Raw genomic sequence first — 26,689 nt, 5'->3', positions numbered from 1 at the left:
GCTTTTGTGGGTAACCCCAGCCAGCCCAGCGGGCACGCGGTCTGCCGAGGAGTCAGGATGAAAATGCCGTTGAATCTTGCACGCTACCTGCCCATCGCCGAGCGCATTCTGGTGCGTGGTCGCCTCCCTGCGTTGCTGCTGGCGGTGGCTCGCAAAGGCGCGCGGAAGGACAGGCGAAAGGGTGGCCTGACGGACGACCTGCGCGTGCTTCAGTCGCTTGCGCTGGCCTACTGGCGTGGCGAGTACCGCGCGGTCAGCCGGCAGGCGCTGCTCGCCTCGGTGGCGGCGCTGGCTTACTTTCTGTCGCCGCTGGATCTGATTCCGGATTTTCTCATCGGGGTCGGCCTGCTGGACGACTTCGCCGTGCTCGCCTGGGTCACCCGCACCTGGAGCAAGGAGCTCGACGCGTTCCGCCTGTGGCGCGATACCCAGTCTCCCGCCCGGCGGGCAGAACTGGAACGACTGCCTTCGCCTGAGGAAATCCGCCGGGAACGGTGATCCATTGCCGATCGCCTGGTTGTCCCTCAGTCAGTGTCGAAACCGCTTCCGCCCGCCGCCTGTTAAGATCGTCGCTGATCTTCAGAGGGAGAGCGCCCATGAGCGTGCAAGTGATCAGCCGTGACGGCGAGGCGGAATACGCCGTCGTGCCGTGGGCCGAATACCAGGCGTTGCTCGCCGCTGCCGGACGGCCCAGCGAGCAAGCCGCGGTCTCGGAATCCGGGGACGGCCTCGCGCAGCTTTCCAGCCGACGTGAGGCGCTCGGGTTGAGCCGTGAGCAACTGGCGCGTCAGGTCGGCATCAGCCCGTCCTACCTCGAGTTGATCGAGCGCGGCGAGCGCGAGCCGGACGCCGCGATCCGCCGTTCCCTGGCGTTCGTGCTGGGCAAGGCCGCGCAGGAGCAAGAGGCCCCCGCGCCGTGAGCGTGCGCATCTCCCAGCAGCATTGGCAGGCGTTGCTCGCCGAGCTGGCGGATGCGCGTCGACAGAGCCACCTGGTGACCTACCGCGCGTTGGTCGAGCGTCTGCAACTGCCGACTCCGGCGATGCAGACCCTGACCGCCGCGCTGGAACACTTGGCGGCCCTCGACGCCAAGGCGGAGCGCCCGCTGCGCAGCGCGCTGGTGATCAGTCAGGGCGCCAGCCGTCTTCCGCGCCCGGGGTTCTTCGACTGTGCGGTGCGCCTGGGGCGTTTCAGCGGTCCGTGCGACGGTGTCGCCGCGGCCTCCTGGCATGCGGCGGAAGTCGCCCGTGTTTTCGAGTTCGACTACCCGGAGGGCCACTGATGTTGTGGAAACTGCGCGCCAGGGCGGGCTACTGGATCGCCCGGCAACTGCTGGGCTGGCGCTGGTGGGTGGCGCAGCCGCGCGCCTGGCACTGGATGGAAGGGCAGTACGCACGGATGGCCAATCTGGGCGATCGCCAGGCGCAGAGCTTCTACGGGCACCTGTTGCTGTTCCGTGGCCAGGGCCTGGGGGCGCGCGAGGAGGGCCTGAGGCTGCTCGGTCTGGCCGCCCGCGCCGGTGACGCGAAGGCCGCCTATCAGCTCGGCGTGAGCAGCCTGGCCGGTTCCACGCGACAGCCGCCCGACGGCCGCGAGGCCGCGCGCTGGTGGACCCTGGCCGCCGAGAACGGTCACCCGCTGGCGGCGCACCGGCTTGCCGAACTCTATCGGCAGGGTGGAGAAGGGCAGCCCGCCGACCCCGATCTGGCCGGGCGCTATGCGACCCGCGCGGGCGAACTCGGGCTCTGAGTCTTTCTCGGCCTTGCGTGGGATGCGTAAGGCGCGTTCGCCCTGTAGGCCTTCCGTTCCGTTCTGCCCACACGCCTCTTTGCTGCGACTCCTTCGAGACGGGTCCCTCGCGTTACCCGGCCAGCGGCAGGGTATCGATGATTTCCAGGCTGTAGCCCGGCACCGCCTTGGCCATGCGCTTGGCTTCGGAGGCGAGGTCGGCGAGCTGGGTGGCGTCCAGGCGTGGGCAGGCTTCCGGGCGCAGGTGAACGATGCCGATGGAAAGCGACAGCAGTGGAAACTCCTGGCGCTTGCCCTGGCGGTCGTGGGCGACGAAGCAGCCGGCCTGTAGATGTTCCTCCCGGTAGAAACGCCGGCACTGGCTCTGGAAGTCCTCGAGCAACTGCTGCAGGCGCAGACGCCAGTCCGCCGAACCCAGCACCAGCAGGAAATCGTCGCCGCCGATATGGCCGACGAAGTCGCGCATCGGGTCGACCCGTTCGCACAGGCACTGCGCCAGGCAAAGCAGCACCTCGTCGCCACGGGCGTAGCCGTAGAGATCGTTGAAGGGCTTGAAGCTGTCGATGTCGACATAGCAGATCACGGCCTCGCGTTCCTGCTGCAGCAGGCGCGTGAGGCATTGCTGGATCGGCACGTTGCCGGGCAGCAGGGTCAGCGGGTTGGCGTGACGGGCCTGCTGGATCTTCTGCTCGGTGATCAGTTTGAGCACGTCGATCACCCGGCCAAGACCGCGGTACTCGCCGTCCTCGGTGATGATGAAATCCTCCTCGATGCGTTGCCGCGCGCGACTGGTGAGCAGCCGGCTCACCTGCTGCAACGACTGGCGCAGGTCGACGCTGAGGAAGTCGTCACCCATCAGCCGGCTGATCGGCTTGCGCGCGAACAGGTCGGTGGCGAAGGGCTTGAGCAGGGCGTCCGAGAGGGAATGGCGATGCACGATGCCGACCGGATGGCGCGCTCCATCGAGTACTGCCAGCGAGTTCAGGTTGGCCTGCAGGCGAAACGCCTCGAGCACCTCACCGATGGTGGTTTCCTGGTCGACCGCCTGTTGTTCGATCAGCAGGCTGGCGAGCGCCTCTTCCTCCTCAGCGCTCAGCGCGGCCCCGAGTCGCGGCAACAGCGCACGGGCGTCGCGCGACGGGTTTTCCTGCGGCCGGGCGAGCAGGTAGCCCTGCACCAGATCGACCCCCATCTCGGCCAGCACGCTCAGTTCTTCGATCAGCTCGATGCCTTCGGCGATCACCTGGGCGCGGGAGACTTTCGCCATCTTCAGGATGGATTCGACGAACTCGCGCTTCACCGCATCCTGGTGAATCCCGTCGATGAAGTGACGGTCGATCTTCACGTAGTCCGGGCGCAGTTCCGACCACAGGCGCAGGCTCGAGTAACCGGCGCCCAGGTCGTCCAGGGCGATCGAGAAGCCCATCGCGCGGTAGTGGTGCAGGGCGGTCTGGAGCAGCGCGTAGTCGTCGATCGGCGCCTGCTCGGTGAGTTCGATCACCACCTGGCTCGGCGGTATTCCCAGGCTTTGCAGCAGCTTCAGCGTGCGTCCGGGTTGATGCGCCGGCTCGAGCAGTGATTCGGGGGAAACGTTGAGGAACAGCTTGCCTTCGAGCTTCAGGTCGCGGAAGGCCTGGCAGGCGGTCCTGCGCGCCAGCTGTTCCAGCTCGCTCAGGCGGCCGGCATGGCGGGCCGCGGCGAACAGCGTGAGGGGCGAATGCAGCGGGCTGTTGGAGGGGCCCCGGCTAAGTGCTTCGTAGCCGAGGATACGCCGTTCGGACAGGCAGACAATCGGCTGAAAGAGGCTGTGCAGATCGCCCTGAGCGAGGATCAGGCCCAGTGCGCTGGCTTGCTCGGTGACGGGCATCGTAGGTCTCGAATACGGAAATGAAAAAGGGCCGCCTTCACGCCGGCCCCTCTATTTCACGACACTCGTGTTACTGCCGTATTACAGGCTCAGTCCTTCTTCGCCACGGCAGTGTTCAGGCCGAGGTAGTCGAGGAGAATCTGCCCGGTTTCCTGCAGGTAGGCGTCGTCTTCCGGCTTGGTCTTGTCCTCCGGGCTGGGAACGGCGTCCTCGTCTTCCTGCTTGAGCTCCTTCAGCGGCTCCTCACCCTTGGCCTTGCGGCGGGTGTTCTCCAGCGCCAGCTGCTCGCCCTCGACCTTGGTCTGCTCGGCGCGACGCTTGGCCTCGTTGAGGCTGACGGTCTTTTCGTCCATCAGTTGCTGGGCCAGCTTGAAGCGCTCCTGGGTGAAGACGAAGTCGGGGTTCTTCGCGGCGCGGGCTTCATGGCGCGCGCGCAGTTCGGCGAGGAACGGCGCGAACGGATCGCGCTCGGCGCTGATCGCCGGGCGGATGCTGTCCCACGGCATGGCTTCGGGCAGCGAGCTCTCGCCGATCTCGTGGGTGTTCACCACCGGCGGGAAGTCGACATCCGGCAACACGCCCTGATGCTGCGTGCTCTGGCCGGAAACCCGGTAGAACTTCGCCAGCGTCAGCTTCAGCTCGCCATGGTTGAGCGGCTGGATGGTCTGCACGGTGCCTTTGCCGAAGGTCTGCCCGCCTATGATCAGCGCACGGTGGTAGTCCTGCATGGCGCCGGCGAAGATTTCCGAGGCCGAGGCGGACAGCCGGTTGACCAGCACGGCCATCGGTCCGGTGTAGTAGGCGCCGGGGTTCTCGTCGGCGAGCACGTCGACGCGCCCGTCGGCGTTGCGCACCAGCACGGTCGGACCCTTCTCGATGAACAGGCCGGTGAGGTCGGTGGCTTCCTGCAGCGAGCCGCCGCCGTTGTTGCGCAGGTCGATGACCACGCCGTCGACTTTCTCCTGCTGCAGTTCGCCGAGCAGCTTCTTCACATCGCGTGTGGTGCTCTTGTAGTCCGGATCGCCGGCGCGATAGGCCTTGAAGTCGAGGTAGAAGGCCGGCAGTTCGATGACGCCGAGCTTGTACTCGCGCCCGGCGTGCTCGAGTTTCAGGACGCTTTTCTTCGCCGCCTGTTCTTCCAGCTTGACCGCCTCGCGGGTGATCGACACCACCTTGCTGGTCTGGTCGTTCGGTCCGTTGCTCGCCGGAATCACTTCCAGGCGAACCTTGGAGCCCTTCGGTCCGCGGATCAGCTTGACCACTTCGTCGAGGCGCCAGCCGATGACGTCGACCATCTCGTCGTCACCCTGGGCGACACCGATGATCTTGTCCGCCGGGGAAATCTGCTTGCTCTTCTCCGCCGGGCCGGCCGGCACCAGGCGCACGACCTTGACGTTGTCGTTGTCGTTCTGCAGCACGGCGCCGATCCCTTCGAGGGAAAGGCTCATGTTGATGTCGAAGTTTTCCGCGTTGTCCGGCGAGAGGTAGTTGGTGTGCGGGTCGTAGGTCTGCGCGAAGGCGTTGATGTAGGCCGAGAACACGTCTTCGCCACGGGTCTGGTCCAGGCGCGCGAGCTGGTTGCGATAGCGCTTGGTGAGTAGTTCCTGGATCGCCTTGGGCTCCTTGTGGGCCAGCTTCAGGCGCAGGACTTCGTCCTTGACGCGCTTGCGCCAGAGGTCGTCCAGTTCCGCGGTGTTCTTCGCCCACGGGGCCTTTTCGCGGTCGATGAGCAGGTCTTCGTCGACGCTGAAGTCGATGTTCTCTACACCCTTGTCGAGCATCGCCAGGGCGAAATTGAGGCGTTCCTCGAGGCGATCGAGGTAGCGGCGGTAGATGGCGAAGCCCGGGTCCAGGTTGCCACTCTTGAGGAAATCGTCGAACTGCGTGCGCCACTTGTCGAACTCGGCGATATCGCCGGCGGTGAAGTAGCTGCGCGCCGGATCGAGGGCTTTCAGGTAGCCCTCGTAGATCTTCACCGAGCGCTCGTCGTTGAGCGGAGGCTTGTTGTAGTGATGACGCTTGAGCAGTTCCACCACGTTCAGGCTGGCGATCACCTGTTCGCGATCCGGCTGCAGTGCATCCCAGCTGTGGGGGGCGGTGGTCTTGGCCCACAGCGGCAGCGCGCTGAAACCTATCAATAACGCAAGGGTGGTGCGGGTAAGGGTTCGCTTCATGCTGATTCGACGTGTGGGCAAGTGATGACGCATATTAGGTCGTCAATACGGGCGCCGGTTCAATCGAACCGGGCATAACGCCGGAGCCGGTTGCCGGCTCGGTTGAAGCCACTATGGAGGCAGCGTGAAGGCATTGCAAGGCATCGACGGGAACCTGGAGTGGGCCGAACGCGCCGCTCTGGAATGTGACGTGGGGCAGATCCGCATACGTGTGGCGGCTGCCGGACTCAACCGCGCGGACCTGCTTCAACAGGCCGGGCACTATCCACCGCCACCGGGGGCCAGCGACGTCATCGGCCTGGAATGCGCCGGAGTGATCAGCGAAGTGGGCGCCGGCAGTCCATGGAAAGTCGGCGATCGCGTCTGTGCGTTGCTGGCCGGCGGCGGCATGGCCGAGGAGGTGGTGATCGACGGTCGCCACGCGCTGCCGGTTCCGGAGGGCATGAGCCTGCTCGAGGCGGCGGTGCTGCCGGAAGTGTACGCCACCGCCTGGCTCAACCTGTTCAAGCTGGCCGCGGTGCAGCCCGGCGAGAAGGTGTTGATCCATGCGGGCGCCAGCGGCGTCGGTTCGGCGGCGATCCAGCTGTGCAAGGCGTTCGGCAATCCGTGCTGGGTGAGCGTCGGCTCGCCCGAGCGTCTGGAGCACTGCGAGGCGCTGGGTGCGCAGGGTGGCGCGCTGCGCCATGACGGGTTGGACAACCTGCGCGATTTCGGGCCCTACGACGCCATCCTCGATCCGGTGGGCGGGGGTTACGCCGCCCTGAACCTCGACCTCATCGCACTCGACGGGCGCTGGGTGACGATCGGCATGATGGGCGGGCGCAAGGCCGAGATGGATTTCGCCAAGCTGCTGGCCAAGCGCGTCCAACTGATCGGTTCGACCCTGCGCAACCGCGACGACGACCACAAGGCCGAGCTGTTGCTCGACCTGCAGCAGCACGTCTGGCCGCTGTTCGCCGAAGGTCGCCTGAGTCCCGAGCTGGCGCGCAGCTACCCGATTGCCGACGCCACTGCCGCCTACGCGGAGCTGGCGGGCAATACGGTCAACGGCAAGCTGGCGCTGGTGATCGACGCCAGCCTGAACTGACCGGTACAGGCCCGGATTCTCCGGGCCGTTCGGCCACGTCCGGCCCGCGGGAACTCAGTAGTTCTGCGGGCACAGCTTGCGTTCTATCAGCTCGATGAGGATGTGCAGGACCTTGATGTGCAGCTCCTGCACGCGGTCGGCATAGTCGCCGCCCGGGGCGCAGATGCACACGTCGGCGATGTCTTCGAGCGCCGAGCCCGGCTTGCCGGTCAATGCCACCACTTTCACCCCGAGCTTCCGCGCGGCTTCGGCCGCCTTGAGTACGTTCGGGCTCTTGCCGCTGGTGCTGATGGCGATCAGCACGTCGCCGGCGCGGCCGTGGGATTCGATATAGCGCGAGAAGATGTAGTCGTAGCCGAAGTCGTTGGCCACGCAGCTGATATGGCTGGCGTCGCTGATCGACACCGCGGCGATACCCGGACGGTTGTTGCGATAGCGCCCGGTGAGTTCTTCCGCGAAATGCATGGCGTCGCACATCGAGCCGCCGTTGCCGCAGGAAAACGCCTTGCCCTTGTTCTCGAAGCTTTCCACCAGCAACTGCGCGGCGCGCTCGATGCCTTGCAGCGCCTGGTCGTTGGCGATGAAGCGATCCAGCGCGGTACGGGCTTCTTCGAGGCTGTAGCGGATATGTTCGATCATCAGGGTTCTCAGGGGAGATCGTGGCTGGAATAGAAGGCGCCGAGCACCTTCACCAGATGGGCGAGGTCGTGGCTGCCGGCCAGCTCGCGGATCGAGTGCATGGCGAAGGTCGGCAGGCCGATGTCCACGGTGCGCACGCCGAGGTGGCCGGCGACGATCGGGCCGATGGTCGAGCCGCAGCCCATGTCGCTGCGTACCACGAAGCTCTGCACCGGCACTTCGTTTTCCAGGCACAGGTGACGGAAATAGCCGGCGGTTTCGCTGTTGGTGGCGTAGCGCTGGTTGCTGTTGATCTTGATCACCGGGCCGGCGTTGAGCTTCGGCCCATGGTTGGCGTCGTGGCGATCGGCGTAGTTCGGGTGCACGCCGTGGGCGTTGTCGGCGGATACCAGCAGGGATTTCTGGATGCTGCGCACGAAGCGCTCGCCGTCCGGCAACAGCCGACGCAGGGTCTGCTCCAGCATCGGGCCATCGGCGCCGCAGGCCGAGCAGGAGCCGACTTCCTCGTGATCGGTGCACACCAGTACGCAACTTTCCTCGCCCTCTGCCGCCAGCAGCGCCTGCAGGCCGGCGTAGCAGGAGAGCAGGTTGTCCAGCCGCGCCCCGGCGATGAAATCGCCGTTGAGGCCGACGACGGCGGCGCCCTGGGTGTCGTAGAAGCTCAGTTCGTAGTCGAGCACCGCGTCGGCGCTGATGCCGTGCTCCTCGCTCAGCTGGTCGGCGAGCAGGGCGCGGAAATCCACGGATTCGTCGCCGGCGACCTGGGCGAGGATCGGCGGCAGTTCGTTCTGCGCATTGATCGCCCAGCCTTCGTTGGCGGTGCGGTTGAGGTGGATCGCCAGGTTCGGGATCACCGCCAGCGGCACCTTGAAATCGATCAGCTGGCTCTCCACCCTGCCGGCCAGGCGGAAGGTGACGCGCCCGGCCAGCGACAGGTCGCGGTCGAACCAGGGCGCCAGCAGGGCGCCGCCGTAGACTTCGACGCCGAGCTGGAGAAAGCCCTGGCGTTGCAGCTCCGGATTCGGCTTGACCCGCAGGCAGGGGCTGTCGGTGTGGGCGCCGACCAGGCGCAGGCCGCCGTCTTCCGGGGATTGCTTGCCGAGGCGGATGGCGATGATCGAGGAGTCGTTACGGGTCACGTAGTAGCGACCGCCGGCTTCGGTGTGCCAGGTCTCGCGCTCGTCGAGGCGGCGGAAACCGGCGGCTTCCAGGTGCTTGATCAGGCTGGCGGTAGCGTGGAAAGGCGTGGGCGAGGCCTTGAGAAAATCGAGCAGACCCTGGTTCAGCTGTTCGCGCATAACGGACTCCGGACGGCAATGTCGCCGAGTCTATCGTATTTGCGCGGCCCGCTCGGCATCGGCGCCGCGGGCCCATGGCCTCTAGAACGGAGCCGGACACTCGAAGCGCAGGCGCTCGCCGGTGAGCGGGTGGCTGAGGCTGAGCATGCTGGCGTGCAGGCACAGGCGTTCGTGCGCGGCCAGCGCCTCGGGGTTGGCGTAGAGGCGGTCGCCCAGCAGCGGGTGGCCGATCGACAGCATGTGCACGCGCAACTGGTGCGAGCGCCCGGTGATCGGCGTCAGCTCGACGCGGCAGTGCCGTTCGAAGCGTTCCAGCACGCGCCAGTAGGTGAGGGCGTGCTTGCCCTGCTCGAAGTCGACCACATGGCGCGGCTTGGTCGGCGGGTCGTAGCGTAGCGGCAGCTCGATGCGCCCGCTGTCGAGCTCCGGCTGGCCCCAGCAGAGCGCGGTGTAGGCTTTTTCCGTTTCGCGGTCGTGGAACTGGCGGGACAGCTCGCGGTGGCTGTCGGCGTCGCGGGCGAGCACGATCAGGCCCGAGGTTTCCCAATCCAGGCGATGCACGATCAGTGCCTCGCGGTAGCCGTTTTCCTGCAGCCTGGTGACCAGGCAATCCTTGTTGTCATCGGCGCGGCCGGGGACGGAGAGCAGCAGGGTCGGCTTGTTGATGACCAGCAGGGCGGCGTCCTGGTGGACGATTTGTATGTTCGACAGCGGCATTGTCTGGCCTGAAATGAAAAAGCGGCCCTCGGGCCGCCCTCTCGATGTGGTGAAACGAACGCGGGCGCTATCAGCGATCCGGCAGGGTGATGTTCAGCTCCAGGATCGAGCAGCTGCCCTGGCTTTCCAGCGCGACCTGAACCTGATCCTGTTCGATGTTCACGTACTTGCGAATCACCTCGACCAGTTCCTTCTGCAGGGCAGGCAGGTAGTCCGGCTGGGTCCGCTGGCCCCGTTCGTGGGCAACGATGATCGACAGACGCTCCTTCGCGATCGATGCAGTGGATTCCTTCTTGCGATCGCGGAAGAAGTCAAAAATGTTCATTCGCGACCTCCGAACAGTCGTTGCAGGAAGCCGGGTTTCTTGACGTCCAGGAAGCGGTGCGCAAGGTCCTTGCCGAGCAGGCGGTCGACAGCGTCGCTGTACGCCTGGCCGGCGTCGCTCTGCTCGTCGAGGATCACCGGGACGCCCTGGTTGGACGCCTTGAGCACGGCCTGCGATTCGGGAATCACGCCGAGCAGGTTGATCGCGAGGATTTCCTCGACGTCTTCAACGCCGAGCATCTCGCCCTTGGTGACGCGCTCCGGGTTGTAGCGGGTCAGCAGCAGGCGTTCCTTGATCGGGTCGAGACCCTGTTCGGCACGGCGCGATTTGCTCGCCAGCAGGCCGAGCATGCGGTCGGAGTCGCGTACCGAGGAGACTTCGGGGTTCGTCACGACGATGGCTTCGTCGGCGAAATACATCGCCAGGTGCGCGCCTTTCTCGATGCCGGCAGGCGAGTCGCAGATCACGTACTCGAAGGTTTTCGACAGTTCGTCGATGACCTTGCCGACGCCTTCTTGGGTCAGTGCGTCCTTGTCGCGCGTCTGGCTGGCGGCCAGCACGTAGAGGTTCTCCAGACGCTTGTCCTTGATCAGGGCCTGGGTCAGGGTTGCCTCGCCGTTGATGACGTTTACGAAGTCATACACCACGCGGCGTTCGCAGCCCATGATCAGGTCGAGGTTACGCAGACCGACGTCGAAGTCGACGATGACGGTCTTGTGCCCGCGCAAGGCGAGGCCGGTACCGATGGCGGCGCTGGTGGTGGTTTTGCCCACGCCACCCTTGCCGGAAGTGACTACGAGGATCTTGGCCAAGGTGATTAACCCCAAAGTGTAAGGAAGAGTGGGCATCCGCGGCCGGCGCAGGCCTGCGAATCGCCCTTGTATGGTCCTGACTGCCGGTGGGATCGACTGCGTCCGATGGCGTCGTGAGCGGCTGCCGAAACCCGCTGCAGGTACCTGAAAAAGTGGCGGCAGTATCCGTTAAAGGCGGGTGATGTTCAACACGTCGCCCGCCAGGCCGACCTGCACAGGCTGGCCCCACAAGGGCTCGCGGCGGAGGTCTTCGGCGACCTTGTAGTGGCCGGCCACGGAGACCATTTCGGCGGCCAGCTGCTGGCAGAAAATGCGTGCCTTGGGGTCGCCCTTGACCCCGGCCAGGGCGCGTCCGCGCAACGGGCCGTAGACATGGATATTGCCATCGGCGAGAAGTTCCGCCCCCGGGCTGACCGCCGCAATGACCACCAGATCGCCGCCCTGGGCATAGATCTGCTGGCCGCCGCGAATCGGCGTGGTGATCACCCGCGTCGGCTTGGCGACCGGTTCCGCGGGTTTCTCCGGCTTCTTCACCAGCGCCGCACCGGCGGTCGGATCGAGCGGCCGTTCGCGCGCGCCCGACGGTGGCAGCACCGGCAGATCCATGGAGTCGGCGGCGGCCACGTGCTCGAAGGTGTTGGAGCGGATCGCCAGGGTGCGCAGGCCGTGACGACGGCAGACGCTCATCAGCGCGGCGAGATCGAGACGTCCCTCGCTGGGCGACAGCTTGTCCAGCGCGAGGACCAGCGGCGTATTGCTGAAGAAGGCCGGTGCCTGTGCGACTTTGGCCGCCAGCTGGCGGTCGAGCCGCTGCAGGTCGTTGTGCGCCAGCTCCATCACGGTGATGGCGAGCATGCTGCCCTTGAGCTGGAACACGGGTTCTTGGTCGAGTAGGTCGGTTTGGCTCATGGTTTGCCCGAAACGTTGAATCGCGAGGACTTATAACGGGAAACGCGCTGCCCCGCCATAGCGCGGGGCGGCCCTCGGCCCTGCGTATCCGTCGGCGCGGCTTTCGGCGCGGGCCTCATTTGTCGCTAGAATGCCGGCTTTCTTCGCTGCCCGAGACCCGCATGGATCGTCCGCAATTCAGCCCCGCTTTTCTCCATCCGCGCTTCTGGTTGCTCTGGCTCGGGCTGGGGCTGCTCTGGCTTGTAGTGCAATTGCCGTACGCTGCGCTGCTCGCCCTCGGGCGCCTCGGCGGAGCGGCGATGTTGCGCCTGGCGGGGTCGCGTCGGCGCATCGCGGCGCGCAACCTGGAACTGTGTTTTCCCCATTTGTCGGAGAGTGAGCGAAAGGCGCTGCTCGAGGCCAATTTCGCCTCCATGGGCATCGCCTTCTTCGAAATGGCGATGAGCTGGTGGTGGTCGCGCGAGCGGCTCGCCCGGCTCGCTCATATAGAAGGGATCGAGCACCTGCAGCAGGCCCAGGCGCAGGGACAGGGCGTGATCCTGATGGCGCTGCACTTCACCACGCTGGAGATCGGCGCCGCGCTGCTCGGCCAGCGCCACACCATCGACGGCATGTACCGCCAGCACAAGAACCCGGTGTTCGACTACGTGCAGCGCCGCGGTCGCGAGCGGCACAACCGCGACGCCACCGCCATCGAGCGCGAGGACGTGCGGGCGATGCTCAAGGTCCTGCGCGCCGGGCGGGCGATCTGGTACGCGCCGGACCAGGACTATGGCGCCAAGCAGAGCCTGTTCGTGCCGCTGTTCGGCATTCCCGCCGCCACCGTCACCGCCACCAGCAAGTTCGCCCGGCTCGGCCGCGCCCGCGTGGTCCCCTTCACCCAGGAACGCCTGGCCGATGGCAGCGGTTATCGGCTGACGCTGCACCCGCCGCTGGCGGATTTTCCCGGCGAGAGCGAGGAGGCCGACTGCGCGCGCATCAACGCCTGGGTCGAGCAGGCGGTCAGCCAGTTGCCGCAGCAGTACCTGTGGGCGCACCGGCGCTTCAAGACGCGTCCGCCGGGGGCGCCTAAGCTCTACTCCTAAAGTCCTCGGGATGAGCCATGAGTGAAAGCAAAGCCGCGCCGGTCACCGGTTTGATCCTTTCCGGCGGGGGCGCCCGGGCGGCCTACCAGGTCGGCGTGCTGGCGGCGATCGCCGACCTGTTGCCGGATACCGCGCGCAATCCGTTTCCGGTGATCGTCGGCACGTCCGCCGGTGCGATCAACGCGGTCGGCCTGGCCTGCGGCGCGCTGCATTTTCCCGAGGCGATCCGCAATCTCACCCAGGTCTGGCAGAGCTTCCATAGCGCCCAGGTCTGGCAGAGCTTCCATAGCGCCCAGGTGTACCGCAGCGACTGGCCGGGCGTGCTGCGCCAGGCCGGGCGCTTCGTCTCCAATGCGTTGTTCGGGCTCGGCGGTACGGCGCCGGTGGCGTTGCTGGACAGCGCGCCGCTGCGTGAGCTGCTGGCCGAGCGCCTGGATTTTTCCGGGATCGCCGCGGCGGTGGCGCGCCGTCAGCTGCGCGCGGTGGCGGTTTCCGCGTTCGCCTACGAGTCGGCGCAGGCGGTGACCTTCTACCAGGGCCGGGCGGCCATCGATCCATGGTTTCGTCATCGTCGCGTCGGCGTGCCGACGCGCCTGGCCGTCGAGCACCTGATGGCCAGCGCGGCGATTCCGCTGATCTTTCCGCCGGTGAAGATCAACCGCGAGTACTACGGCGACGGAGCGGTGCGCCAGTCGGCACCGATCAGCCCGGCGCTGCACCTGGGCGCGACGCGAGTGCTGGTGGTCGGCGTCAGCGGCAAGTCGCGTGGCAGCCTGGACGACGTGCAGATCGACAGGCCGCCCGTCGCGCGCAGCCAGCGCCCGCCAAGCCTCGCGCAGATCGGCGGGCACATGCTCAACAGCACCTTCATCGACAACCTGGAAAGCGACATCGAGCTACTCGAGCGGCTCAACTACATGGGCGCGCTGGTTCCGGACGACGTCCGCCGGCGCGGCCTCGGGCTGAAACCGGTGGAGGTTCTGGTGGTGGCGCCGAGCAAGCCGCTGGACCAGATCGCCGCGCGCCACCGGCGCGAGCTGCCGGCGGCGTTGCGGCTGTTCCTGCGTGGTCCCGGCGCGACCCGGGCGAGCGGCGCGGGGGTGCTCAGCTACCTGTTGTTCGAGGCCGGTTACTGCAACGAACTGATCGAGCTGGGCTACCAGGACGCCATGGCGCAGAAGGCGGAACTGCTGCGCTTTCTCGCCCTGGAGCCGAGCGTCGAGGCTCAGGCGTCCACGAGCTGAGCGTGCTTCAGGCCAGTACGCCGTTATGGAAGTCGCGTAGCGCCTGCTCGATTTCCTCGCGGCTGTTCATCACGAAGGGTCCGTACTGCACGATCGGTTCGCCCAGCGGTCGGCCGGCGAGCAGCAGCACGCGCGCACCCTGGTCACTCGAGAGGCGCAGTTCGCCCTGTTCGGAGAGCCGAGCCAGGCGTCCCTGGACCACTTCCGCCGGCGCGTCGCCGGCGACCCGCAGCGTGCCTTCGTAGACGTAGAGCATCGGCCGCAGGCCGTCGGCGAGGCGCAGGTTCAGCTCGGCGCCGGCCGGTATCACCAGGTCGAACAGATGCGGCTCGCTGTGCGGACGCTGCACGATGCCGTCGAGTTGCTGCTCGCCGTCGTCGAAGCGACCGGCGATGACCTTCACCTCGACGCCGCTTGCAGTGCGCAGGCGGGGGATTTCCGCGGCATCGAAGTCGCGGTAGCCGGGCTCGCCGAGCTTGTCCTTGCCCGGCAGGTTCAGCCAGATCTGGAAGCCGCGCATGGTGCCCTGTTCCTGCTCGGGCATCTCGCTGTGGATCACGCCGCGCGCGGCGGTCATCCACTGCACGCCGCCGCTCTGCAGCAGGCCGACGTTGCCCATGTGGTCTTCATGGCGCATGCGTCCTTCGAGCATGTAGGTGATGGTCTCGAAACCACGGTGCGGGTGCGGCGGGAAGCCGGCGATGTAGTCGTCCGGGTCGTTGGAGCCGAACTCGTCGAGCATCAGGAAGGGATCGAAGCGCTCGATACCGGCGCCGCCGATCACACGGTTCAGGCGCACGCCGGCGCCGTCGGAGGCCGGTTGGCCGATGTGCTGGGCGATCACGCTGCGAAACGACGTCATGGGAATCTCCACGAAAGACAGGCGCCCATCTTAAGCGAAGGATTCGATTCGATGGTTGCGATTATCGCGGGATAACTATCGAAGAAATGGATGTTTCAGAGGCCCTCCCGCGCCGTGGCGCGAGAGGGGGCGGATCACTCGGCGATCTGCAGGTCGCGCGCCTTGGTGTAGACGTAGCGGACCTTCTCGTACTCGAACGGCGAGTTCAGCTGGCCGTAACGGAAGTTGGTGGTGTAGCGCGCGTTGATCGAGCGCAGCAGGAAGATCTCCGGGTGATCCTCGGTGGCTTCGGCGACGTTGAGGAAGTTGACCTCGCTGTCGACCGCGAAGTCGAACACCCGACCGCCGGCGTCGCGCAGGTTGGACGGGCCGAAGAACGGCAGCACCAGGTAGGGGCCGTCGCCGACGCCGTAGAAGCCGAGCGTCTGGCCGAAGTCCTCGCTCTGCTTGGGCAGGCCGATGTGCGATGCCGGGTCCCACAGGCCGAACACGCCTACCGTGGTGTTGACCAGCAGCCGCCCGGTGGTTTGCAGCGAGCGCTTGCCCTTGAGCTGCAGCGCGCTGTTCAACAGGTTGGGTATGTCGCCCAGGTTGCCGAAGAAATTGCTCACGCCGCTGCGCACGAAGCGCGGCGTGACGTACATGTAGCCGCGCACGACGGGCAGCAGCACCCATTCGTCGAGGCGGTAGTTGAAGTGGTACATGTGCCGGTTGAAGCGCTCCCACGGATCGTAGATTTCCAGCGCTTCGAGGGTCGCGCGCTCGAATTCGGTCTGATCCAGGCCGGGGTTGAACTTCAGGCTGTCCAGCGGGCGGGTGAAGCCGTCGGGGTCGGTGTCCGCCTGGGCGGCCATCGGCAGCAGCAGGCTGAGGGCGAGCAGCAGCGGTTTGGCGAGGCGAGCGAGTTGCACGTATGGGGTCGTCATAATGCGATCGTTCCCTGAATGGGCCGGCGCCTGGGCGCGAAGGTGAGCGTCAGCCACGGAAGAAGTCCAGCATGGCTTGGGTGTTGACCTTGTAGTTGAGGTTGCCGAGGTGGCCGCCGTACGGGTAGACGGTCAGCCGCTCGCCGAAGGTGCGGCGCAGGAAGCCAAGGTCGCCGGGACCGAGAATCACGTCGTCGGCGTTATGCAGTACGGCGATCTTCGGGCTGTTGCGCAGGTAGTCCTCGAGCCCGTAGAGGCTCACCGCATCGACCAGTTGGGTGAAGCTGCCGCCGTTGTGCCGGGCGCGCCACATCGGGATGAGCTGGTTCGTCATGTAGCAGTCGAAATCGCACTGCAGCGCGCGCTTGAAGAACGGCGTCAGGCTGGTGCCCTCGGTGATCGGGTAGTTCGGCGGAATGATCAGCCCGCGCCGGTTGATCAGGTCCGAGGTGAAGGCGATGTCGGCCGAGGCGAAGCGGAACACCGTGCCGATCAGCATCGCCATCTGCTCGTTGGTCAGGCGCTGCCTGGACTGCTGGAAGTCGTAGAGCATCGCCTCGCTGAGGTCGATGTAGCCCTTCTGCTGGAAGTACAGCGAGAGCTTGCGCAGCATCAGTTCGTAGAAGGTGGTGCTGTCGGTGACGCCTTTCACCTCGGTCTGCACCAGGCGGTCGAGGTTGCTTACCGAGGTGTTCAGGTTGACCGGCGGGTTGATCAGCAGCACGCGCTTGAAGTTGAAGCTGCGCCGGGTTTCATCGAGATGGCTGACGAACGCCGCCTGCAGGCCGCCGAGGCTGTAGCCGGTGAGGTAGAACTCGGTCACCGGCAGGTCGGGATGCTGGGCGCGCACGGCCTGCATGACCCGGTAGAGGTCGTCGGCATCGTCGGCGGAAATGCCCGGCGTGGCGTAGCGCGAGGCGGAGGCCATGAAGTCGTAGCTGGTGGGCGAGGACAGCTGCACGACGTGGTAGCCGGCCTGGTAATAGAGCTTCTTCAGGAAGTCCATGGTGCTGTTGGCGTAGTTCGAGCCCGTGCCGGCGATGATGAACATCAGTGGCGCCGGCTTGCTCTGCTGGGCGAGCCGGTAGTGCATCTTGGTCACCGGCCAGAAGTTCTCCGGCAGCTCGAACTCGCGCTCCGGCCGCAGCAGCAGGGCGTAGTCGGCCTGGTCGATGTCGGTGTCAAAGGGCAGGGCGGGACGCAGCGCCGTGGGCGTGGTGGCGATGGTCGCCTCGAACGGGTTGTGCAGCGGGAAGCCGTAGGTGGCCGGATCGACATCCGCGGCCCACAGCGGCGCACTCAGTAAGCTGCCAAACAATGCGGCTAAGCGAAGAATACGTGGCATGGAAGTTCCCTTTCGGAAAGAAGGCGTTCTGAGTAATCCGCAGGCTATGACAACCGCGGGACCAGCAAAGTGCCAGCAGTTCGGATGTGTCGTTCACGAACGCTACAGGGCGCGAAAAATGCCCGGCTGCGCGGCAGGGACCTGAGCATCGTCCGCGTCCGGCACCTGACCGGATCGGTTTCCCATCGCTATGCGGCTCACGAGGAAAGCGGAACCCCATTCTACGCGTGACGCCGCCGGTAATAATTGCACCGGTGTGTGCGGTTTGCAGGGGCATGGCTGGCGGCTATTCTGTGCGCCTTTCTCGCCGGAGTCGCCCTTCATGCGCCGCAAGCCCGTGATTCTGCTATTGATCTGCCTGTCGTTGTGGCTGGCCGCCTGTCTCGCCCTGCGCTACGGCTTCATGCAGGACAGCCGCTGGGTCGGCGCCTGCGCCGACGATCCGTTGCGCTGGGAATGCGAGGTCCGTTCGGTGCTCGGGCTGACCATTCATTTCCGCATTCTGGCCTGGGCGGCGCTGGTTACCGCCGTGCTCGGCTTTCTCCTGCCGGGCGTCGCCGGTCGCCGGATCGCCCTGCTCGGCATGCTTTTCGCGCTGCCGGCGCTGATCCTCTATACCGCCAGCCTGGCGGTTTTCGCCGTGGTGCTGTCGGCGCTGCGTCTGGTGCGCGCGCCACGGCAGATCGCGGCGCCCTGAAACCTGCTTCTCAGCCCGCGATCGCCGTCGGCTCCCGGCGCAGGCAGCGGTACAGGGCGAGGGTCAGCAGCAGGCTGACGACGGCCCAGCCGATCGCCTGCTGGTTGCCCAGGGTTTCCTCGACCAGTTGCGGAACAATGCCCAGCCCGACGAACAGCGCCAGCAGCGTCAGCTCGCGGCGCGGGCCGGCGACCGGGCGGCACAGGTAGACCGCCGCCGGCAGCAACAGCGCGGCGCTGGGAAAGCTGCGGTAGCGCGCATCGAAGACCAGCGCCAGCATCATCACCGCACCGGCGAAGCCCGCCGCCGCGATCCACCAGCCACCGCGCGCTTCCAGCCAGGCGAACGCTCGCCCGCGGCGCCCCAGGGCGAGCGCGGCGTGCGCCAGCACCAGCAGGTTGAGCACCACCAGCGCCGCGGCCCAGAGCCATTCGCCGACGAAACGGCTGGTGACCCAGGCCAGTTCGCACCACAGCGCGATGCTAGCGGCGCCGAGCCCGGCCAGCAGCGGCAGCAGCAACGCCGAACGGGTGGATGACGGACGCCCGCCGAGGATCAGGCCGGCGGCGAAGATCGCCAGCGAGAAGCCCAGCCAGATCGGCCAGTTCGGCAGGTTGGAGACCGGCCCGGCGAGCACCGCCTTCTCCTGGCGGTCGGCGTCGAACAGGCCCCAGTAACCGCCCACCGCGCCTTCGCTGGCGCGCTTCCAGGGCTGGTCGAAGGCCTCGATCAGGTTGTAGCGCCAGCCGTTCTGCTCGGCCATGGCGACGAACCCGCGGATGAACTTGGCCTGGTTGACCAGGCTCGGCACGGCGGTTTCGCGCTGGCGGCCCTCGCTGGGCCAGCCGGTTTCACCGATGAGGATGTCCTTGGGGGCGAACTTCCTGCCGAATTCCTCGCGAATCTGCGCGACGTGGCCGAGCGCATCGTCGATGCCCGCCGGCTCGTCTTCCCAGTACGGCAGCAGGTGGATGGTGAGGAAGTCCACGGCCGGCGCGACTTCCGGGTGCTGCAGCCAGAATTCCCAGACGTCGGCGTAGGTCACCGGCTGGCTGACCTGGGCCTTGACCTGGCCGATCAGCTGCGCCAGACGCGCGCCGGTGACTTCCTTGCGCAGCAGCGTCTCGTTGCCGACGATCACCGCCGTGACCACGTCGGGGTTGGCCTTCGCCGCGGCGATCAGTGCGTCGACTTCCTTCTGCGTGTCCACCGGGTTGCCGTTGACCCAGGCGCCGAGCATCAGCTTGAGCCCGTGTTTGCGCGCCAGGGCCGGGATTTCCTCGAGGCCGGTCATCGAATAGGTGCGCACGCACTCGAAGCGCTTGGCGAGCAGCGCCAGGTCCGCGTCCATGCGCTCGGGGCGCAGGATGAAGGGCTGGTCGAAGGGCGACTGGTCCTTGTCGAACGGGCTGTAGGAGGCGCATTGCAGCTTGTGCGAGGGCGTGGCCGCGTCAGGCAGCAGCACCGGCTGGCCGATGGCATACCAGAGGCCGAAAAGGGCAAAGACGGCGAGCAGGCTGGCGAACAGGTAGGGAAGAGCGGGGAAGGAGATTTTTTCCGGCATGATCGGCTGCGCCTGGGAACAAGTCGCGCATCTTACCTGCAATCCGGTGACCGATCAGCCTGGGCGGAGCGTTGCAAAATGCTTCACGCCAGGCGGCTCGATGGGCTTTCCATCGGTGCGGGCCGATGGGCGGTGCGCGGGCGTCATCCGGCTGTCATCTGCCTTTCGTAGCGTCGCGCAAAACCACAGAAGAAGAGAATCCGCATGGACGATTACCAGGAAGAACTGCTCGAACGTCGCGCCGCCGAAGACGCCACGCTGGACACCAGCGAAGACGCCAGCGAGATGTGATCAGCCGACCTGGCGCTGGGCGCGGCGGAATTCGCCGGGTGTCTGCCCGCTCCAGCGCTTGAACGCACGCTGGAAGGCTTCCGCCGAGGCGAAGCCGAGCAGGTAGGCGATCTCGCCGAAGGCCAGTTCGGTGTCGCGGATGTAGGCCATCGCCAGATCGCGGCGGGTGTCGTTGAGGATGGCGCGGAACTGCGTGCCTTCCTCGGCGAGCTTGCGCCGCAGGGTCCAGGTCGGCAGTTGCAGGCGTGCCGCGACTTCCTCCAGATCGGGCTCGCGGCCATTGAGCAACGGGCCGATCAGCCGGCCGATGCGCTCGCTGAGGCTGCGCGTGCGGGTCTGCTGTTCCAGTTCCGCTTCGCAGATTTCCAGCAGATGACGCCAGGTGCTCGGGCAGTGCTCGGGATTGCGCAGCGCGAGGGTGTCGCGGCCGAGGCGCAACTGGTTGAATTCGCTGGAGAACTGCGCCGGGCTGCCGAACAGGCCGGCGTAGCGTTCCAGATACTCCGGCGGCGGGAATTCGATCTCGACGCGCTCGGCCACCAGGTGGTGGCCGACCAGCGCGCCCAGCTGGCTCAGCCAGCCGGCCAGCACCGAGTCGACGACGAAGCGGTTGTAGGCGTTGTACGGGCTGATCGAATAGAAGCGCAGCCAGGCCCCGCGGGTGTCCTCGTGGAAACTCGACTGGCCGCGGTAGTTGCTGGCGTAGAGCGGTTCGTAGCGGATCAGCGCACGCGCCGCTTCGCGCACCGTCGGCGCCTGCGCGGCGCTGACGCCGGCCAGGCCGAGCTGCGGCAGCCGGCTCAGGCGACCCATGTCCAGGCCCAGGCCGGCCTCTGCGCTGAGGCCGATGGCGGCATGGCCCAGGCGCATGAACCGCGGAATGGACAGGCGCGCACGCGGTTCGGCGAGGCGCGCGGCATCCAGGCCGTAGCTTTCCAGCAGTGCGCCGGCATCCTGGCCGCGCTCCTCCAGTGCGGCTGCCAGCCCGTGGACGAAACCGACCGAAAGGTCGCCCAGGCGCACGCGGCGGGCTTTCACTGCGGCGCGATCCACAGGTTGAGCAACTGGCTGCCCGGCGCCTGGCCGCGCTGCATTTCCAAGGGCGTCAGCTCCACGCGGCGTGGCGCGCCGCCGACCGGCCAGCTCAGTTTGCCGCGCAGGTACAGCGGCTCGCTGACCTGTTCGCCATTGGCCGTGAGCACCCGGCTTTGTGGGTAGCCGGGCTGCCAGTCGCGCTCGATCACCAGCTCGCGCTCGCCGATGCGCAGGCGCTGCGGCTCACGCCTGTCGTGCGGCTGCGGCCAGCCTTCGCTGTAGAGTTCGCCGAGCACCTGGCCATCCGGGCCGAAGGCCAGGCTGACGGTGCGCAGCGGGCCGTCGCCGACCGTCAGCTGGCCGTTTTCCAGATGCGGCAGCGGCAGGAGGGTCGAGCCGGCGAGCAGGTTGACCCGGTACTCGCGCGCCAGCCCGGAGAACAGGTGCTGATAGTCCGCCGCCATGCGCCGGGCCTTCATCCGCAGCAGCGCCTCGTCGAGGCGTTCGGCATCCAGGTTCTGCATCAGCACCTGCACCGCCAGCAGCGGGTTGCCGAGCAGCATCCAGTCGCGCACCTCCTGGCGGTCGCGCGCCTGGTACAGCTCGGTTTTCTCGCCGGCGGCGATCAGCCAGGTGCCGATGTGCTCGGGCAGCACCACCAGGGTCTGCGGGGTGAGCAGCCCGGCGGCGCGGGCGCGATCCAGCGCCGCGGCGAGTTTCAGGCGCAGGTGCGCCGGGCTCTGGTAGTCCACCGGGAACAGCTGCGGGCGGATCAGCAGCAGGTTGCCGGACGCGCCGGGCGTGCCCGCGTCGGTGCTCAGCTCGCTGCGCAGATCGGACAGGTAGTGGCTGGCCGGGCGGCGCTCGGCCCAGCCGACGAAGGTCGCCAGGCCGGCGATCAGCGCAGCGAGGATCGACAGCAATAGCAGCTTGCGCATGGACGCTCCATGAAGACGGTCGCGCACAGGGTAGGGAGGTAGGCTGGGCTTGCGCAACCCTGGGCTGCGCGCTGCGATCAATAAGTTGTCACTTTCGATCATTGAGTGGGCCCGGCGCCCTGACTATCGTCTGCCCATCGATTCCCTCCGTAGACGAGGGGACATCCGTGCCACAGCCGATTTCCGGAGAAGCCATGACTACGTCTTACCCGCACCTGCTCGCGCCCCTCGACCTGGGTTTTACCACGCTGCGCAACCGCACCCTGATGGGGTCGATGCACACCGGCCTGGAGGAGAAACCGGACGGTTTCGAGCGGATGGCGGCGTACTTCGCCGAGCGCGCCCGCGGCGGCGTCGGCCTGATGGTCACCGGCGGCATCGGCCCGAACCTCGAAGGTGGCGTGTATTCCGGCGCGGCGAAGCTGACCAGCGCAGAGGAAGCGGCCAAGCACCGCATCGTCACCCAGGCGGTGCACGAGGCGGGTGGCAAAATCTGCATGCAGATCCTGCATGCCGGGCGCTATGCCTATAGCCCGAAATCGGTGGCGCCGAGCGCGATCCAGGCGCCGATCAACCCGTTCAAGCCGCACGAGCTGGACGAGGAAGGCATCGAGAAACAGATCCAGGACTTCGTCACCTGCTCCGTGCTGGCCCAGCAGGCCGAGTACGACGGCGTCGAGGTCATGGGTTCCGAGGGCTACTTCATCAACCAGTTTCTCGCCGCCCACACCAACCACCGCACCGACCGCTGGGGCGGCAGCTACGAGAACCGCATGCGCCTGCCGGTGGAAATCGTCCGCCGCGTGCGCGAGGCCGTGGGCCCGAACTTCATCATCATCTATCGCCTGTCGATGCTCGATCTGGTGGAGGGCGGCAGCACCTGGGACGAGATCGTCCTGCTGGCCAAGGCCATCGAAAAGGCCGGCGCCACCATCATCAACACCGGTATCGGCTGGCACGAAGCGCGTATCCCCACCATCGCCACCAAGGTGCCGCGCGCCGCGTTCACCAAGGTCACCGCGAAGCTCAAGGGCGAGGTGAAGATTCCGCTGATCACCACCAACCGCATCAACACCCCGGAAGTCGCCGAGCAGGTGCTGGCCGAGGGCGACGCCGACATGGTGTCCATGGCCCGCCCGTTCCTCGCCGACCCGGAATTCGTCAACAAGGCGGCCGCCGGGCGCAGTGACGAGATCAACACCTGCATCGGCTGCAACCAGGCGTGCCTGGACCACACCTTCGGCGGCAAGCTGACCACCTGCCTGGTCAACCCGCGCGCCTGCCACGAAACCGAACTGAACTACATCCCCACCGCGCAGGTGAAGAAGATCGCCGTGGTCGGCGCCGGCCCGGCCGGGTTGTCCGCCGCCAGCGTCGCCGCCGAGCGCGGTCACCAGGTGACGCTGTTCGACTCGGCCAGCGAGATCGGCGGGCAGTTCAATGTCGCCAAGCGCGTGCCGGGCAAGGAAGAGTTCTTCGAGACCCTGCGCTACTTCAAGCGCAAGCTGGAAACCAGCGGCGTCGACCTGCGCCTGAACACCCGTGTCGGCGTCGAGGAACTGGTCGCCGGCGGCTATGACGAGATCATCCTCGCCACCGGCATCGCGCCGCGTACCCCGGCGATTCCGGGCATCGAGCATCCCAAGGTGATCAGCTACCTGGATGCCATCCTCGGGCGCAAGCCGGTCGGCCAGCGCGTCGCCGTGATCGGCGCCGGCGGCATCGGCTTCGACGTCTCCGAGTTCGTCACCCACCAGGGGCCCTCCACCAGCCTCGATCGCGATGCGTTCTGGCACGAGTGGGGCATCGACACCGCGCTGGAGGCGCGTGGCGGTATCGCCGGGATCAAGGCCGAGGTGCCGGCGCCGGCGCGCCAGGTGTTCCTCCTGCAGCGCAAGAAGACCAAGGTCGGCGACGGCCTCGGCAAGACCACCGGCTGGATCCACCGCACCGGGCTGAAGAACAAGCAGGTGCAGATGCTCAATTCGGTCGAGTACCTCAAGGTCGACGACGCCGGCCTGCATATCCGCGTCGGCGACGGCGAGCCGCAGGTGCTGGAGGTCGACACCGTCATCGTCTGCGCCGGCCAGGACCCGCTGCGCGATCTGCACGACGGTCTGCTCGACGCCGGCCAGCAGGTGCACCTGATCGGCGGCGCCGACGTGGCCGCCGAACTCGACGCCAAGCGCGCGATCAACCAGGGGTCGCGACTCGCCGCCGCCCTCTGACGCGCTCACTCGCCGCGTTCACCCGCTGCCCGGCCGCCTCGTGCGTCCGGGCAGTTCTGTTATCTGTGTCATGGAACGGGGATTATCCGCGACAATCGGTCTTGGCCGGTCGCTGGCTGCTAAGCCGGTCACAGCCTCCAGGCGGCTGCATGCCCTAGACTCGCCCAACCGCTGGGCCGGTTCTTGCAGGCAGGCTTCCTGCCCAAGGCGTGCCGCGTCGAGCGGGCGATTGCGGAACGAGGAACCGAAACGATGCAGAACAAGCCGCAGATGGTCGAGGCCGTACTGTTTTTCGATGAGCAGGGCGTCTGCAAGCAGATGCTGTTCGCCGAATTCGAGGCGGTGCTCGACGGCGTGGTCGACCTTCCCGGCTTCGCCGACCGGCAGATGCGCGCCGTCTACGTGCTGATCAATCCGCGCCTGCAGGTGCGCTCGGCGGTGTTCTTCTTCCTCGATTTCGACCCGAAAGGCGCCGCCGACCCTGGCTGGAACATTCCCCTGCGCCACCTCGCGGACCGCGCCGGACGTGGCCCGGACCTCGGTGGTGGGCCGATTCGCCTGGCCTGCCGCAGCCAGACGCCGGTGGCCTGGCTGCAACTGCACCTGTGGGAGCCGAGCGTCGAGCGCGGCGACTTCCAGGCGATCCGCGACGCGGTGCAGCGCAATAGCCTGGGCCTGCTGGCCGAGGAGGAAACGGCATTGCCGGCGATGGCGCCGGAGCGTCTGCAGGTCGCTGCCGAAGACGCTTGGTACGCCGACCCTTCGCAGGAACTGGTGGAAAAGCTCACCGAGCAGATGGGTCTCGAGCACCGCCAGAAAATCGCCGTGCTGGTGAAGCAGCAGCGGCTGCGTCTGGCCAGCCTCGGGCAGAATCATGAAGAAGAGCTGGCGCGGGTCAAGCAGACCGCCGAGCGCCAGCACGCGCGGCTGCTCGACGAGGTCGCGGCTCTCCAGCAGGCGCTGGCCGAGCAGGAAATGGTGGTGTCGCAGTGGCAGGCGCGTTTTGCCGAGCAGGCCGAGAGTTTCCAGAAAAGCCGCGAGGAAATGACCCGCCAACTGCGCGCCATCGAGCGTAACGGGCGCATCGAGGCCGATGTGCTGCGCGCGCAGTTCGAGGCCCAGCTGGAAGAAAGGATCGCCCTCGCAGTGGCCGACTACCGCGAGCAGATCGCGGTGCGCGACGTGGAGCTGGCGTACCGTGACGAGCTGGATACCCAGTTGCAGGAGGATATCGAGCGGCTCAAGCGCGAACAGACCCGAGCGATGGTCGCCGACCGGCGCCTCGAACAACTGGCCGAGCTGGGCGTGGTGCTGGTGGTCTACCACCCCGGCGCCGGGCACCTGACCATTCCCCAGGCGGACGTGCCGCGCTACCTGGAAAACCCGCAGGCCTACGCCGCCGGAAAGTGCTTCGTCAGCGAGGCGCAGTACCGCGAATGGCTGACGCACTACCAGCAGCCGACCTGCGACGCCGTGCTGCCTGGCGGCGAGCGCTGCGGCGCGGCACTGGAGCGGGTCGACATTCCGGGGCGCTATGTGGTCGGGGAATCCTGCCGCTGCGATCGCCACAAGGCCAGTCAGCAACTGCGCACCGCCGGTTGAGTTCGCCGCTTCCGCCCGCCTGGGCGCCACAGGCCGATCTCCATCCGCTGGCGTTCGACTGGCTGCAGCGCGCCGGGGTCGAACTCGCGGTGCTGCGCCTGGACCGGATCGACGCCTGGGTGTCCGGCAACAAGTGGTTCAAGCTCAAACCCCATCTGGCGCTGGCCGCCGCTGCCGGCAAGCGCGGGGTGATCAGCCTCGGAGGCGCGCATTCCAATCACCTGCATGCGCTGGCCGCCGCCGGCCGGCGCTTCGGCTTTCCCTGCGTCGGCCTGCTGCGCGGCGAGGCGCAGGACACGCCGACCGCGCGCGACCTCATCGATCTCGGCATGCAACTGCACTGGCTCGGCTACGGCGGCTATCGCGCGCGCCATCGGGCGGATTTCTGGGAGCCCTGGCAGGCGCGCTACCCCGATCTGCAACCGGTGCCCGAGGGCGGCGGCGGGTTGCCCGGCGCGCAGGGCTGCATCGAACTGGTGGACATGGCGCGGCGGCAGCTCGCCGCGCTCGGCTGGAGCGACTACGACGGCTGGTGGCTGGCGGCCGGCACGGGGACCACGCTGGCCGGGCTGGTGCTCGGCGAGGCGGGTGAGCGCCCGGTGCACGGCGCGCTGGCGGTGCCGGACGATCACGGGGTGGCGCGGCGCCTCGGCGAAGTGCTCGCCGACGCTGGTCTGGACGATGGCGGCTATCGGCTGCATTCGGCCAGCCGCGGCGGCTTCGCCCGCGTCGATGCGCCGCTGCGCAGTTTCATCGCCGACAGCGAGCGCCACAGCGGCATGCCGCTGGAGCCGCTGTACACCGGCAAGGCGTTGCTGGCGCTGCGCGACGCCGTCGAGGCCGGGCAGTTCGCCGCCGGCACCCGGCTGATCTTCGTTCATACCGGCGGATTGCAGGGGCGCCGCGGCCTGTCGGGCGCCTGAGGCTCACTCGCCCAGCTGCGGCCATCGATCGGCGATCAGGAACACCCGCTCGACTTCCTGCCAGGCGTCGTGGCCATCCGCTTCCAGCCGCACCAGCAGCTGTGCGCGACTGTCAGCCGGCAACGCCGCCAGCCAGTCGCCGAACTGCGGCGGCTGCCAGCGTTCGTCGGCGGTCACCCGCGCGGGCGCCAGCCAGGCCTGGCGCGGCAGTGGTTGCCAGCTGCCGGTGCCCTGCGCGGCGGCGAATGCCGGCCAGTCGCGCCGGCGGACCCAGCGCCCACGGTCGTGCGCCGGATGGGCGCCGAGCGGCGACGCGCAGCCGTCGGGCCAGGGGTAGAACAGGCAGCCGCCGAGCCACAGGCGGGGGGCGGC

General features: G+C 67.2%; 26 protein-coding genes. 11 read left to right on the top strand and 15 right to left on the bottom strand.

What is annotated here, in order from left to right; all coding sequences use genetic code 11:
- Positions 1 to 57: 57 nt before the first annotated feature.
- From B3E91_RS00275 to B3E91_RS00260, 4 genes are all read left to right on the top strand, one after another.
- Positions 58 to 498 carry a YkvA family protein gene (locus B3E91_RS00275; RefSeq protein ID WP_286784809.1) on the top strand — a complete coding sequence of 147 codons (441 nt, stop codon included), beginning with the start codon at positions 58 to 60 and terminating at the stop codon, positions 496 to 498.
- A gap of 98 nt (positions 499 to 596) precedes the next feature.
- A complete protein-coding gene (locus B3E91_RS00270; protein ID WP_287027862.1) occupies positions 597 to 920 on the top strand; it encodes a helix-turn-helix domain-containing protein in 324 nt (107 codons plus the stop codon).
- On the top strand, positions 917 to 1,282 hold the full coding sequence (locus tag B3E91_RS00265; protein ID WP_287027861.1) for a hypothetical protein: 366 nt from the start codon (positions 917 to 919) through the stop codon (positions 1,280 to 1,282). Before B3E91_RS00270 ends, B3E91_RS00265 begins: the two co-directional genes overlap by 4 nt.
- Positions 1,282 to 1,749: a sel1 repeat family protein gene (locus B3E91_RS00260; RefSeq protein ID WP_273229714.1), complete on the top strand. Its 468-nt coding sequence runs from the start codon at positions 1,282 to 1,284 to the stop codon at positions 1,747 to 1,749. The genes B3E91_RS00265 and B3E91_RS00260 overlap by 1 nt, the downstream gene beginning before the upstream one ends.
- 112 nt (positions 1,750 to 1,861) lie before the next feature.
- Here the strand turns inward: B3E91_RS00260 and B3E91_RS00255 are convergent, their stop codons facing one another.
- Complete coding sequence (locus tag B3E91_RS00255; protein WP_287027860.1) at positions 1,862 to 3,616, bottom strand: bifunctional diguanylate cyclase/phosphodiesterase; 1,755 nt, start codon at positions 3,614 to 3,616, stop codon at positions 1,862 to 1,864.
- 89 nt (positions 3,617 to 3,705) lie between these two features.
- Positions 3,706 to 5,790, bottom strand: coding sequence for a carboxy terminal-processing peptidase (locus B3E91_RS00250; RefSeq protein ID WP_287027859.1), 2,085 nt, complete (start codon positions 5,788 to 5,790; stop codon positions 3,706 to 3,708).
- Positions 5,791 to 5,914: 124 nt separating this feature from the next.
- Between B3E91_RS00250 and B3E91_RS00245 the strand changes: the two genes are divergently transcribed.
- Positions 5,915 to 6,877 carry an NAD(P)H-quinone oxidoreductase gene (locus tag B3E91_RS00245; RefSeq protein WP_273229720.1) on the top strand — a complete coding sequence of 321 codons (963 nt, stop codon included), beginning with the start codon at positions 5,915 to 5,917 and terminating at the stop codon, positions 6,875 to 6,877.
- A gap of 54 nt (positions 6,878 to 6,931) precedes the next feature.
- On the opposite strand, the gene lpcA is transcribed toward B3E91_RS00245, so the two are convergent.
- From lpcA to minC, 6 genes are all read right to left on the bottom strand, one after another.
- Positions 6,932 to 7,516: a D-sedoheptulose 7-phosphate isomerase gene (lpcA, locus tag B3E91_RS00240; RefSeq protein WP_287027858.1), complete on the bottom strand. Its 585-nt coding sequence runs from the start codon at positions 7,514 to 7,516 to the stop codon at positions 6,932 to 6,934.
- An 8-nt stretch (positions 7,517 to 7,524) separates the two neighbouring features.
- Positions 7,525 to 8,814, bottom strand: coding sequence for a M18 family aminopeptidase (locus B3E91_RS00235; RefSeq protein WP_287027857.1), 1,290 nt, complete (start codon positions 8,812 to 8,814; stop codon positions 7,525 to 7,527).
- An 81-nt stretch (positions 8,815 to 8,895) separates the two neighbouring features.
- Positions 8,896 to 9,531: an RluA family pseudouridine synthase gene (locus B3E91_RS00230; RefSeq protein WP_287027856.1), complete on the bottom strand. Its 636-nt coding sequence runs from the start codon at positions 9,529 to 9,531 to the stop codon at positions 8,896 to 8,898.
- 70 nt (positions 9,532 to 9,601) lie between these two features.
- Positions 9,602 to 9,856, bottom strand: a complete 255-nt coding sequence (gene minE, locus B3E91_RS00225) for a cell division topological specificity factor MinE (protein WP_090231612.1) — start codon at positions 9,854 to 9,856, stop codon at positions 9,602 to 9,604.
- A complete protein-coding gene (gene minD, locus B3E91_RS00220; RefSeq protein ID WP_090231613.1) occupies positions 9,853 to 10,668 on the bottom strand; it encodes a septum site-determining protein MinD in 816 nt (271 codons plus the stop codon). Before minD ends, minE begins: the two co-directional genes overlap by 4 nt.
- Positions 10,669 to 10,836: 168 nt before the next feature.
- Positions 10,837 to 11,577, bottom strand: a complete 741-nt coding sequence (gene minC / locus B3E91_RS00215) for a septum site-determining protein MinC (RefSeq protein ID WP_090231614.1) — start codon at positions 11,575 to 11,577, stop codon at positions 10,837 to 10,839.
- Between the two features lie 161 nt (positions 11,578 to 11,738).
- Here minC and B3E91_RS00210 point away from each other — a divergent pair, with 161 nt between their 5' ends.
- Together B3E91_RS00210 and B3E91_RS00205 are read left to right on the top strand one after the other, a co-directional pair.
- Positions 11,739 to 12,662 (top strand): lipid A biosynthesis lauroyl acyltransferase, encoded by a 924-nt coding sequence (locus B3E91_RS00210; RefSeq protein ID WP_273229730.1) that lies wholly within the window; start codon positions 11,739 to 11,741, stop codon positions 12,660 to 12,662.
- Positions 12,663 to 12,679: 17 nt separating this feature from the next.
- Entirely contained in the window at positions 12,680 to 13,906 is a 1,227-nt protein-coding gene (locus tag B3E91_RS00205) for a patatin-like phospholipase family protein (RefSeq protein WP_287027855.1), read from the top strand.
- A 7-nt stretch (positions 13,907 to 13,913) separates the two neighbouring features.
- On the opposite strand, the gene B3E91_RS00200 is transcribed toward B3E91_RS00205, so the two are convergent.
- The 3 genes from B3E91_RS00200 to B3E91_RS00190 all read right to left on the bottom strand — a co-directional run bounded on the left by B3E91_RS00200 (position 13,914) and on the right by B3E91_RS00190 (position 17,039).
- Entirely contained in the window at positions 13,914 to 14,768 is an 855-nt protein-coding gene (locus B3E91_RS00200; RefSeq protein WP_287027854.1) for a pirin family protein, read from the bottom strand.
- Positions 14,769 to 14,902: 134 nt separating this feature from the next.
- Positions 14,903 to 15,694 carry an MlaA family lipoprotein gene (locus tag B3E91_RS00195; protein WP_414708174.1) on the bottom strand — a complete coding sequence of 264 codons (792 nt, stop codon included), beginning with the start codon at positions 15,692 to 15,694 and terminating at the stop codon, positions 14,903 to 14,905.
- Between the two features lie 49 nt (positions 15,695 to 15,743).
- Complete coding sequence (locus B3E91_RS00190; RefSeq protein ID WP_273229737.1) at positions 15,744 to 17,039, bottom strand: alpha/beta fold hydrolase; 1,296 nt, start codon at positions 17,037 to 17,039, stop codon at positions 15,744 to 15,746.
- Positions 17,040 to 17,361: 322 nt separating this feature from the next.
- Here B3E91_RS00190 and B3E91_RS00185 point away from each other — a divergent pair, with 322 nt between their 5' ends.
- Positions 17,362 to 17,736, top strand: a complete 375-nt coding sequence (locus tag B3E91_RS00185; RefSeq protein ID WP_287027853.1) for a hypothetical protein — start codon at positions 17,362 to 17,364, stop codon at positions 17,734 to 17,736.
- 10 nt (positions 17,737 to 17,746) lie between these two features.
- Here the strand turns inward: B3E91_RS00185 and B3E91_RS00180 are convergent, their stop codons facing one another.
- The 3 genes from B3E91_RS00180 to B3E91_RS00170 form a co-directional block, all read right to left on the bottom strand.
- Positions 17,747 to 19,300, bottom strand: coding sequence for a glycosyl hydrolase family 17 protein (locus B3E91_RS00180; protein WP_287027852.1), 1,554 nt, complete (start codon positions 19,298 to 19,300; stop codon positions 17,747 to 17,749).
- A 291-nt stretch (positions 19,301 to 19,591) separates the two neighbouring features.
- The gene (locus B3E91_RS00175; RefSeq protein ID WP_273229745.1) at positions 19,592 to 20,629 is read right to left on the bottom strand and encodes an AraC family transcriptional regulator; all 1,038 of its coding nucleotides are present in this window, start codon (positions 20,627 to 20,629) and stop codon (positions 19,592 to 19,594) included.
- Positions 20,626 to 21,564: a hydrolase gene (locus tag B3E91_RS00170; RefSeq protein WP_287027851.1), complete on the bottom strand. Its 939-nt coding sequence runs from the start codon at positions 21,562 to 21,564 to the stop codon at positions 20,626 to 20,628. The genes B3E91_RS00175 and B3E91_RS00170 overlap by 4 nt, the downstream gene beginning before the upstream one ends.
- Positions 21,565 to 21,758: 194 nt before the next feature.
- Here B3E91_RS00170 and B3E91_RS00165 point away from each other — a divergent pair, with 194 nt between their 5' ends.
- The 3 genes from B3E91_RS00165 (at position 21,759) to B3E91_RS00155 (ending at position 26,317) form a co-directional block, all read left to right on the top strand.
- The gene (locus tag B3E91_RS00165) at positions 21,759 to 23,792 is read left to right on the top strand and encodes an NADPH-dependent 2,4-dienoyl-CoA reductase (RefSeq protein ID WP_287027850.1); all 2,034 of its coding nucleotides are present in this window, start codon (positions 21,759 to 21,761) and stop codon (positions 23,790 to 23,792) included.
- Positions 23,793 to 24,044: 252 nt separating this feature from the next.
- Positions 24,045 to 25,394: a chromosome partitioning protein ParA gene (locus B3E91_RS00160; protein WP_287027849.1), complete on the top strand. Its 1,350-nt coding sequence runs from the start codon at positions 24,045 to 24,047 to the stop codon at positions 25,392 to 25,394.
- Positions 25,391 to 26,317 carry a 1-aminocyclopropane-1-carboxylate deaminase/D-cysteine desulfhydrase gene (locus B3E91_RS00155; RefSeq protein WP_287027848.1) on the top strand — a complete coding sequence of 309 codons (927 nt, stop codon included), beginning with the start codon at positions 25,391 to 25,393 and terminating at the stop codon, positions 26,315 to 26,317. The genes B3E91_RS00160 and B3E91_RS00155 overlap by 4 nt, the downstream gene beginning before the upstream one ends.
- Before the next feature lie 3 nt (positions 26,318 to 26,320).
- On the opposite strand, the gene B3E91_RS00150 is transcribed toward B3E91_RS00155, so the two are convergent.
- Positions 26,321 to 26,689 (bottom strand): DUF1853 family protein (locus B3E91_RS00150; RefSeq protein ID WP_287027847.1); only part of this gene is annotated, 369 nt, incomplete at its 5' end.

This window comes from Pseudomonas sp. UBA6310, from assembly GCF_002438225.1.
Taxonomy (GTDB): Bacteria; Pseudomonadota; Gammaproteobacteria; order Pseudomonadales; family Pseudomonadaceae; genus Pseudomonas_O; species Pseudomonas_O kuykendallii.
Note: the sequence above shows the minus strand (reverse complement) of the source record. Positions and strands in the feature narration are given on the sequence as shown.

Bases quoted from the DNA above. Each gene is read 5' to 3' on its own strand.
- B3E91_RS00195 (WP_414708174.1), bottom strand. From the start codon at position 15,694: ATGACGACCCCATACGTGCAACTCGCTCGCCTCGCCAAACCGCTGCTG.
- lpcA (WP_287027858.1), bottom strand. From the start codon at position 7,516: ATGATCGAACATATCCGCTACAGCCTCGAAGAAGCCCGTACCGCGCTG.
- B3E91_RS00230 (WP_287027856.1), bottom strand. From the start codon at position 9,531: ATGCCGCTGTCGAACATACAAATCGTCCACCAGGACGCCGCCCTGCTG.
- minE (WP_090231612.1), bottom strand. From the start codon at position 9,856: ATGAACATTTTTGACTTCTTCCGCGATCGCAAGAAGGAATCCACTGCA.
- B3E91_RS00235 (WP_287027857.1), bottom strand. From the start codon at position 8,814: ATGCGCGAACAGCTGAACCAGGGTCTGCTCGATTTTCTCAAGGCCTCG.
- B3E91_RS00180 (WP_287027852.1), bottom strand. From the start codon at position 19,300: ATGCCGGAAAAAATCTCCTTCCCCGCTCTTCCCTACCTGTTCGCCAGC.
- B3E91_RS00210 (WP_273229730.1), top strand. From the start codon at position 11,739: ATGGATCGTCCGCAATTCAGCCCCGCTTTTCTCCATCCGCGCTTCTGG.
- B3E91_RS00255 (WP_287027860.1), bottom strand. From the start codon at position 3,616: ATGCCCGTCACCGAGCAAGCCAGCGCACTGGGCCTGATCCTCGCTCAG.
- B3E91_RS00205 (WP_287027855.1), top strand. From the start codon at position 12,680: ATGAGTGAAAGCAAAGCCGCGCCGGTCACCGGTTTGATCCTTTCCGGC.
- B3E91_RS00260 (WP_273229714.1), top strand. From the start codon at position 1,282: ATGTTGTGGAAACTGCGCGCCAGGGCGGGCTACTGGATCGCCCGGCAA.
- B3E91_RS00275 (WP_286784809.1), top strand. From the start codon at position 58: ATGAAAATGCCGTTGAATCTTGCACGCTACCTGCCCATCGCCGAGCGC.
- B3E91_RS00200 (WP_287027854.1), bottom strand. From the start codon at position 14,768: ATGACGTCGTTTCGCAGCGTGATCGCCCAGCACATCGGCCAACCGGCC.
- B3E91_RS00160 (WP_287027849.1), top strand. From the start codon at position 24,045: ATGCAGAACAAGCCGCAGATGGTCGAGGCCGTACTGTTTTTCGATGAG.
- B3E91_RS00165 (WP_287027850.1), top strand. From the start codon at position 21,759: ATGACTACGTCTTACCCGCACCTGCTCGCGCCCCTCGACCTGGGTTTT.
- B3E91_RS00190 (WP_273229737.1), bottom strand. From the start codon at position 17,039: ATGCCACGTATTCTTCGCTTAGCCGCATTGTTTGGCAGCTTACTGAGT.
- minC (WP_090231614.1), bottom strand. From the start codon at position 11,577: ATGAGCCAAACCGACCTACTCGACCAAGAACCCGTGTTCCAGCTCAAG.
- B3E91_RS00250 (WP_287027859.1), bottom strand. From the start codon at position 5,790: ATGAAGCGAACCCTTACCCGCACCACCCTTGCGTTATTGATAGGTTTC.
- B3E91_RS00170 (WP_287027851.1), bottom strand. From the start codon at position 21,564: ATGCGCAAGCTGCTATTGCTGTCGATCCTCGCTGCGCTGATCGCCGGC.
- B3E91_RS00185 (WP_287027853.1), top strand. From the start codon at position 17,362: ATGCGCCGCAAGCCCGTGATTCTGCTATTGATCTGCCTGTCGTTGTGG.
- B3E91_RS00270 (WP_287027862.1), top strand. From the start codon at position 597: ATGAGCGTGCAAGTGATCAGCCGTGACGGCGAGGCGGAATACGCCGTC.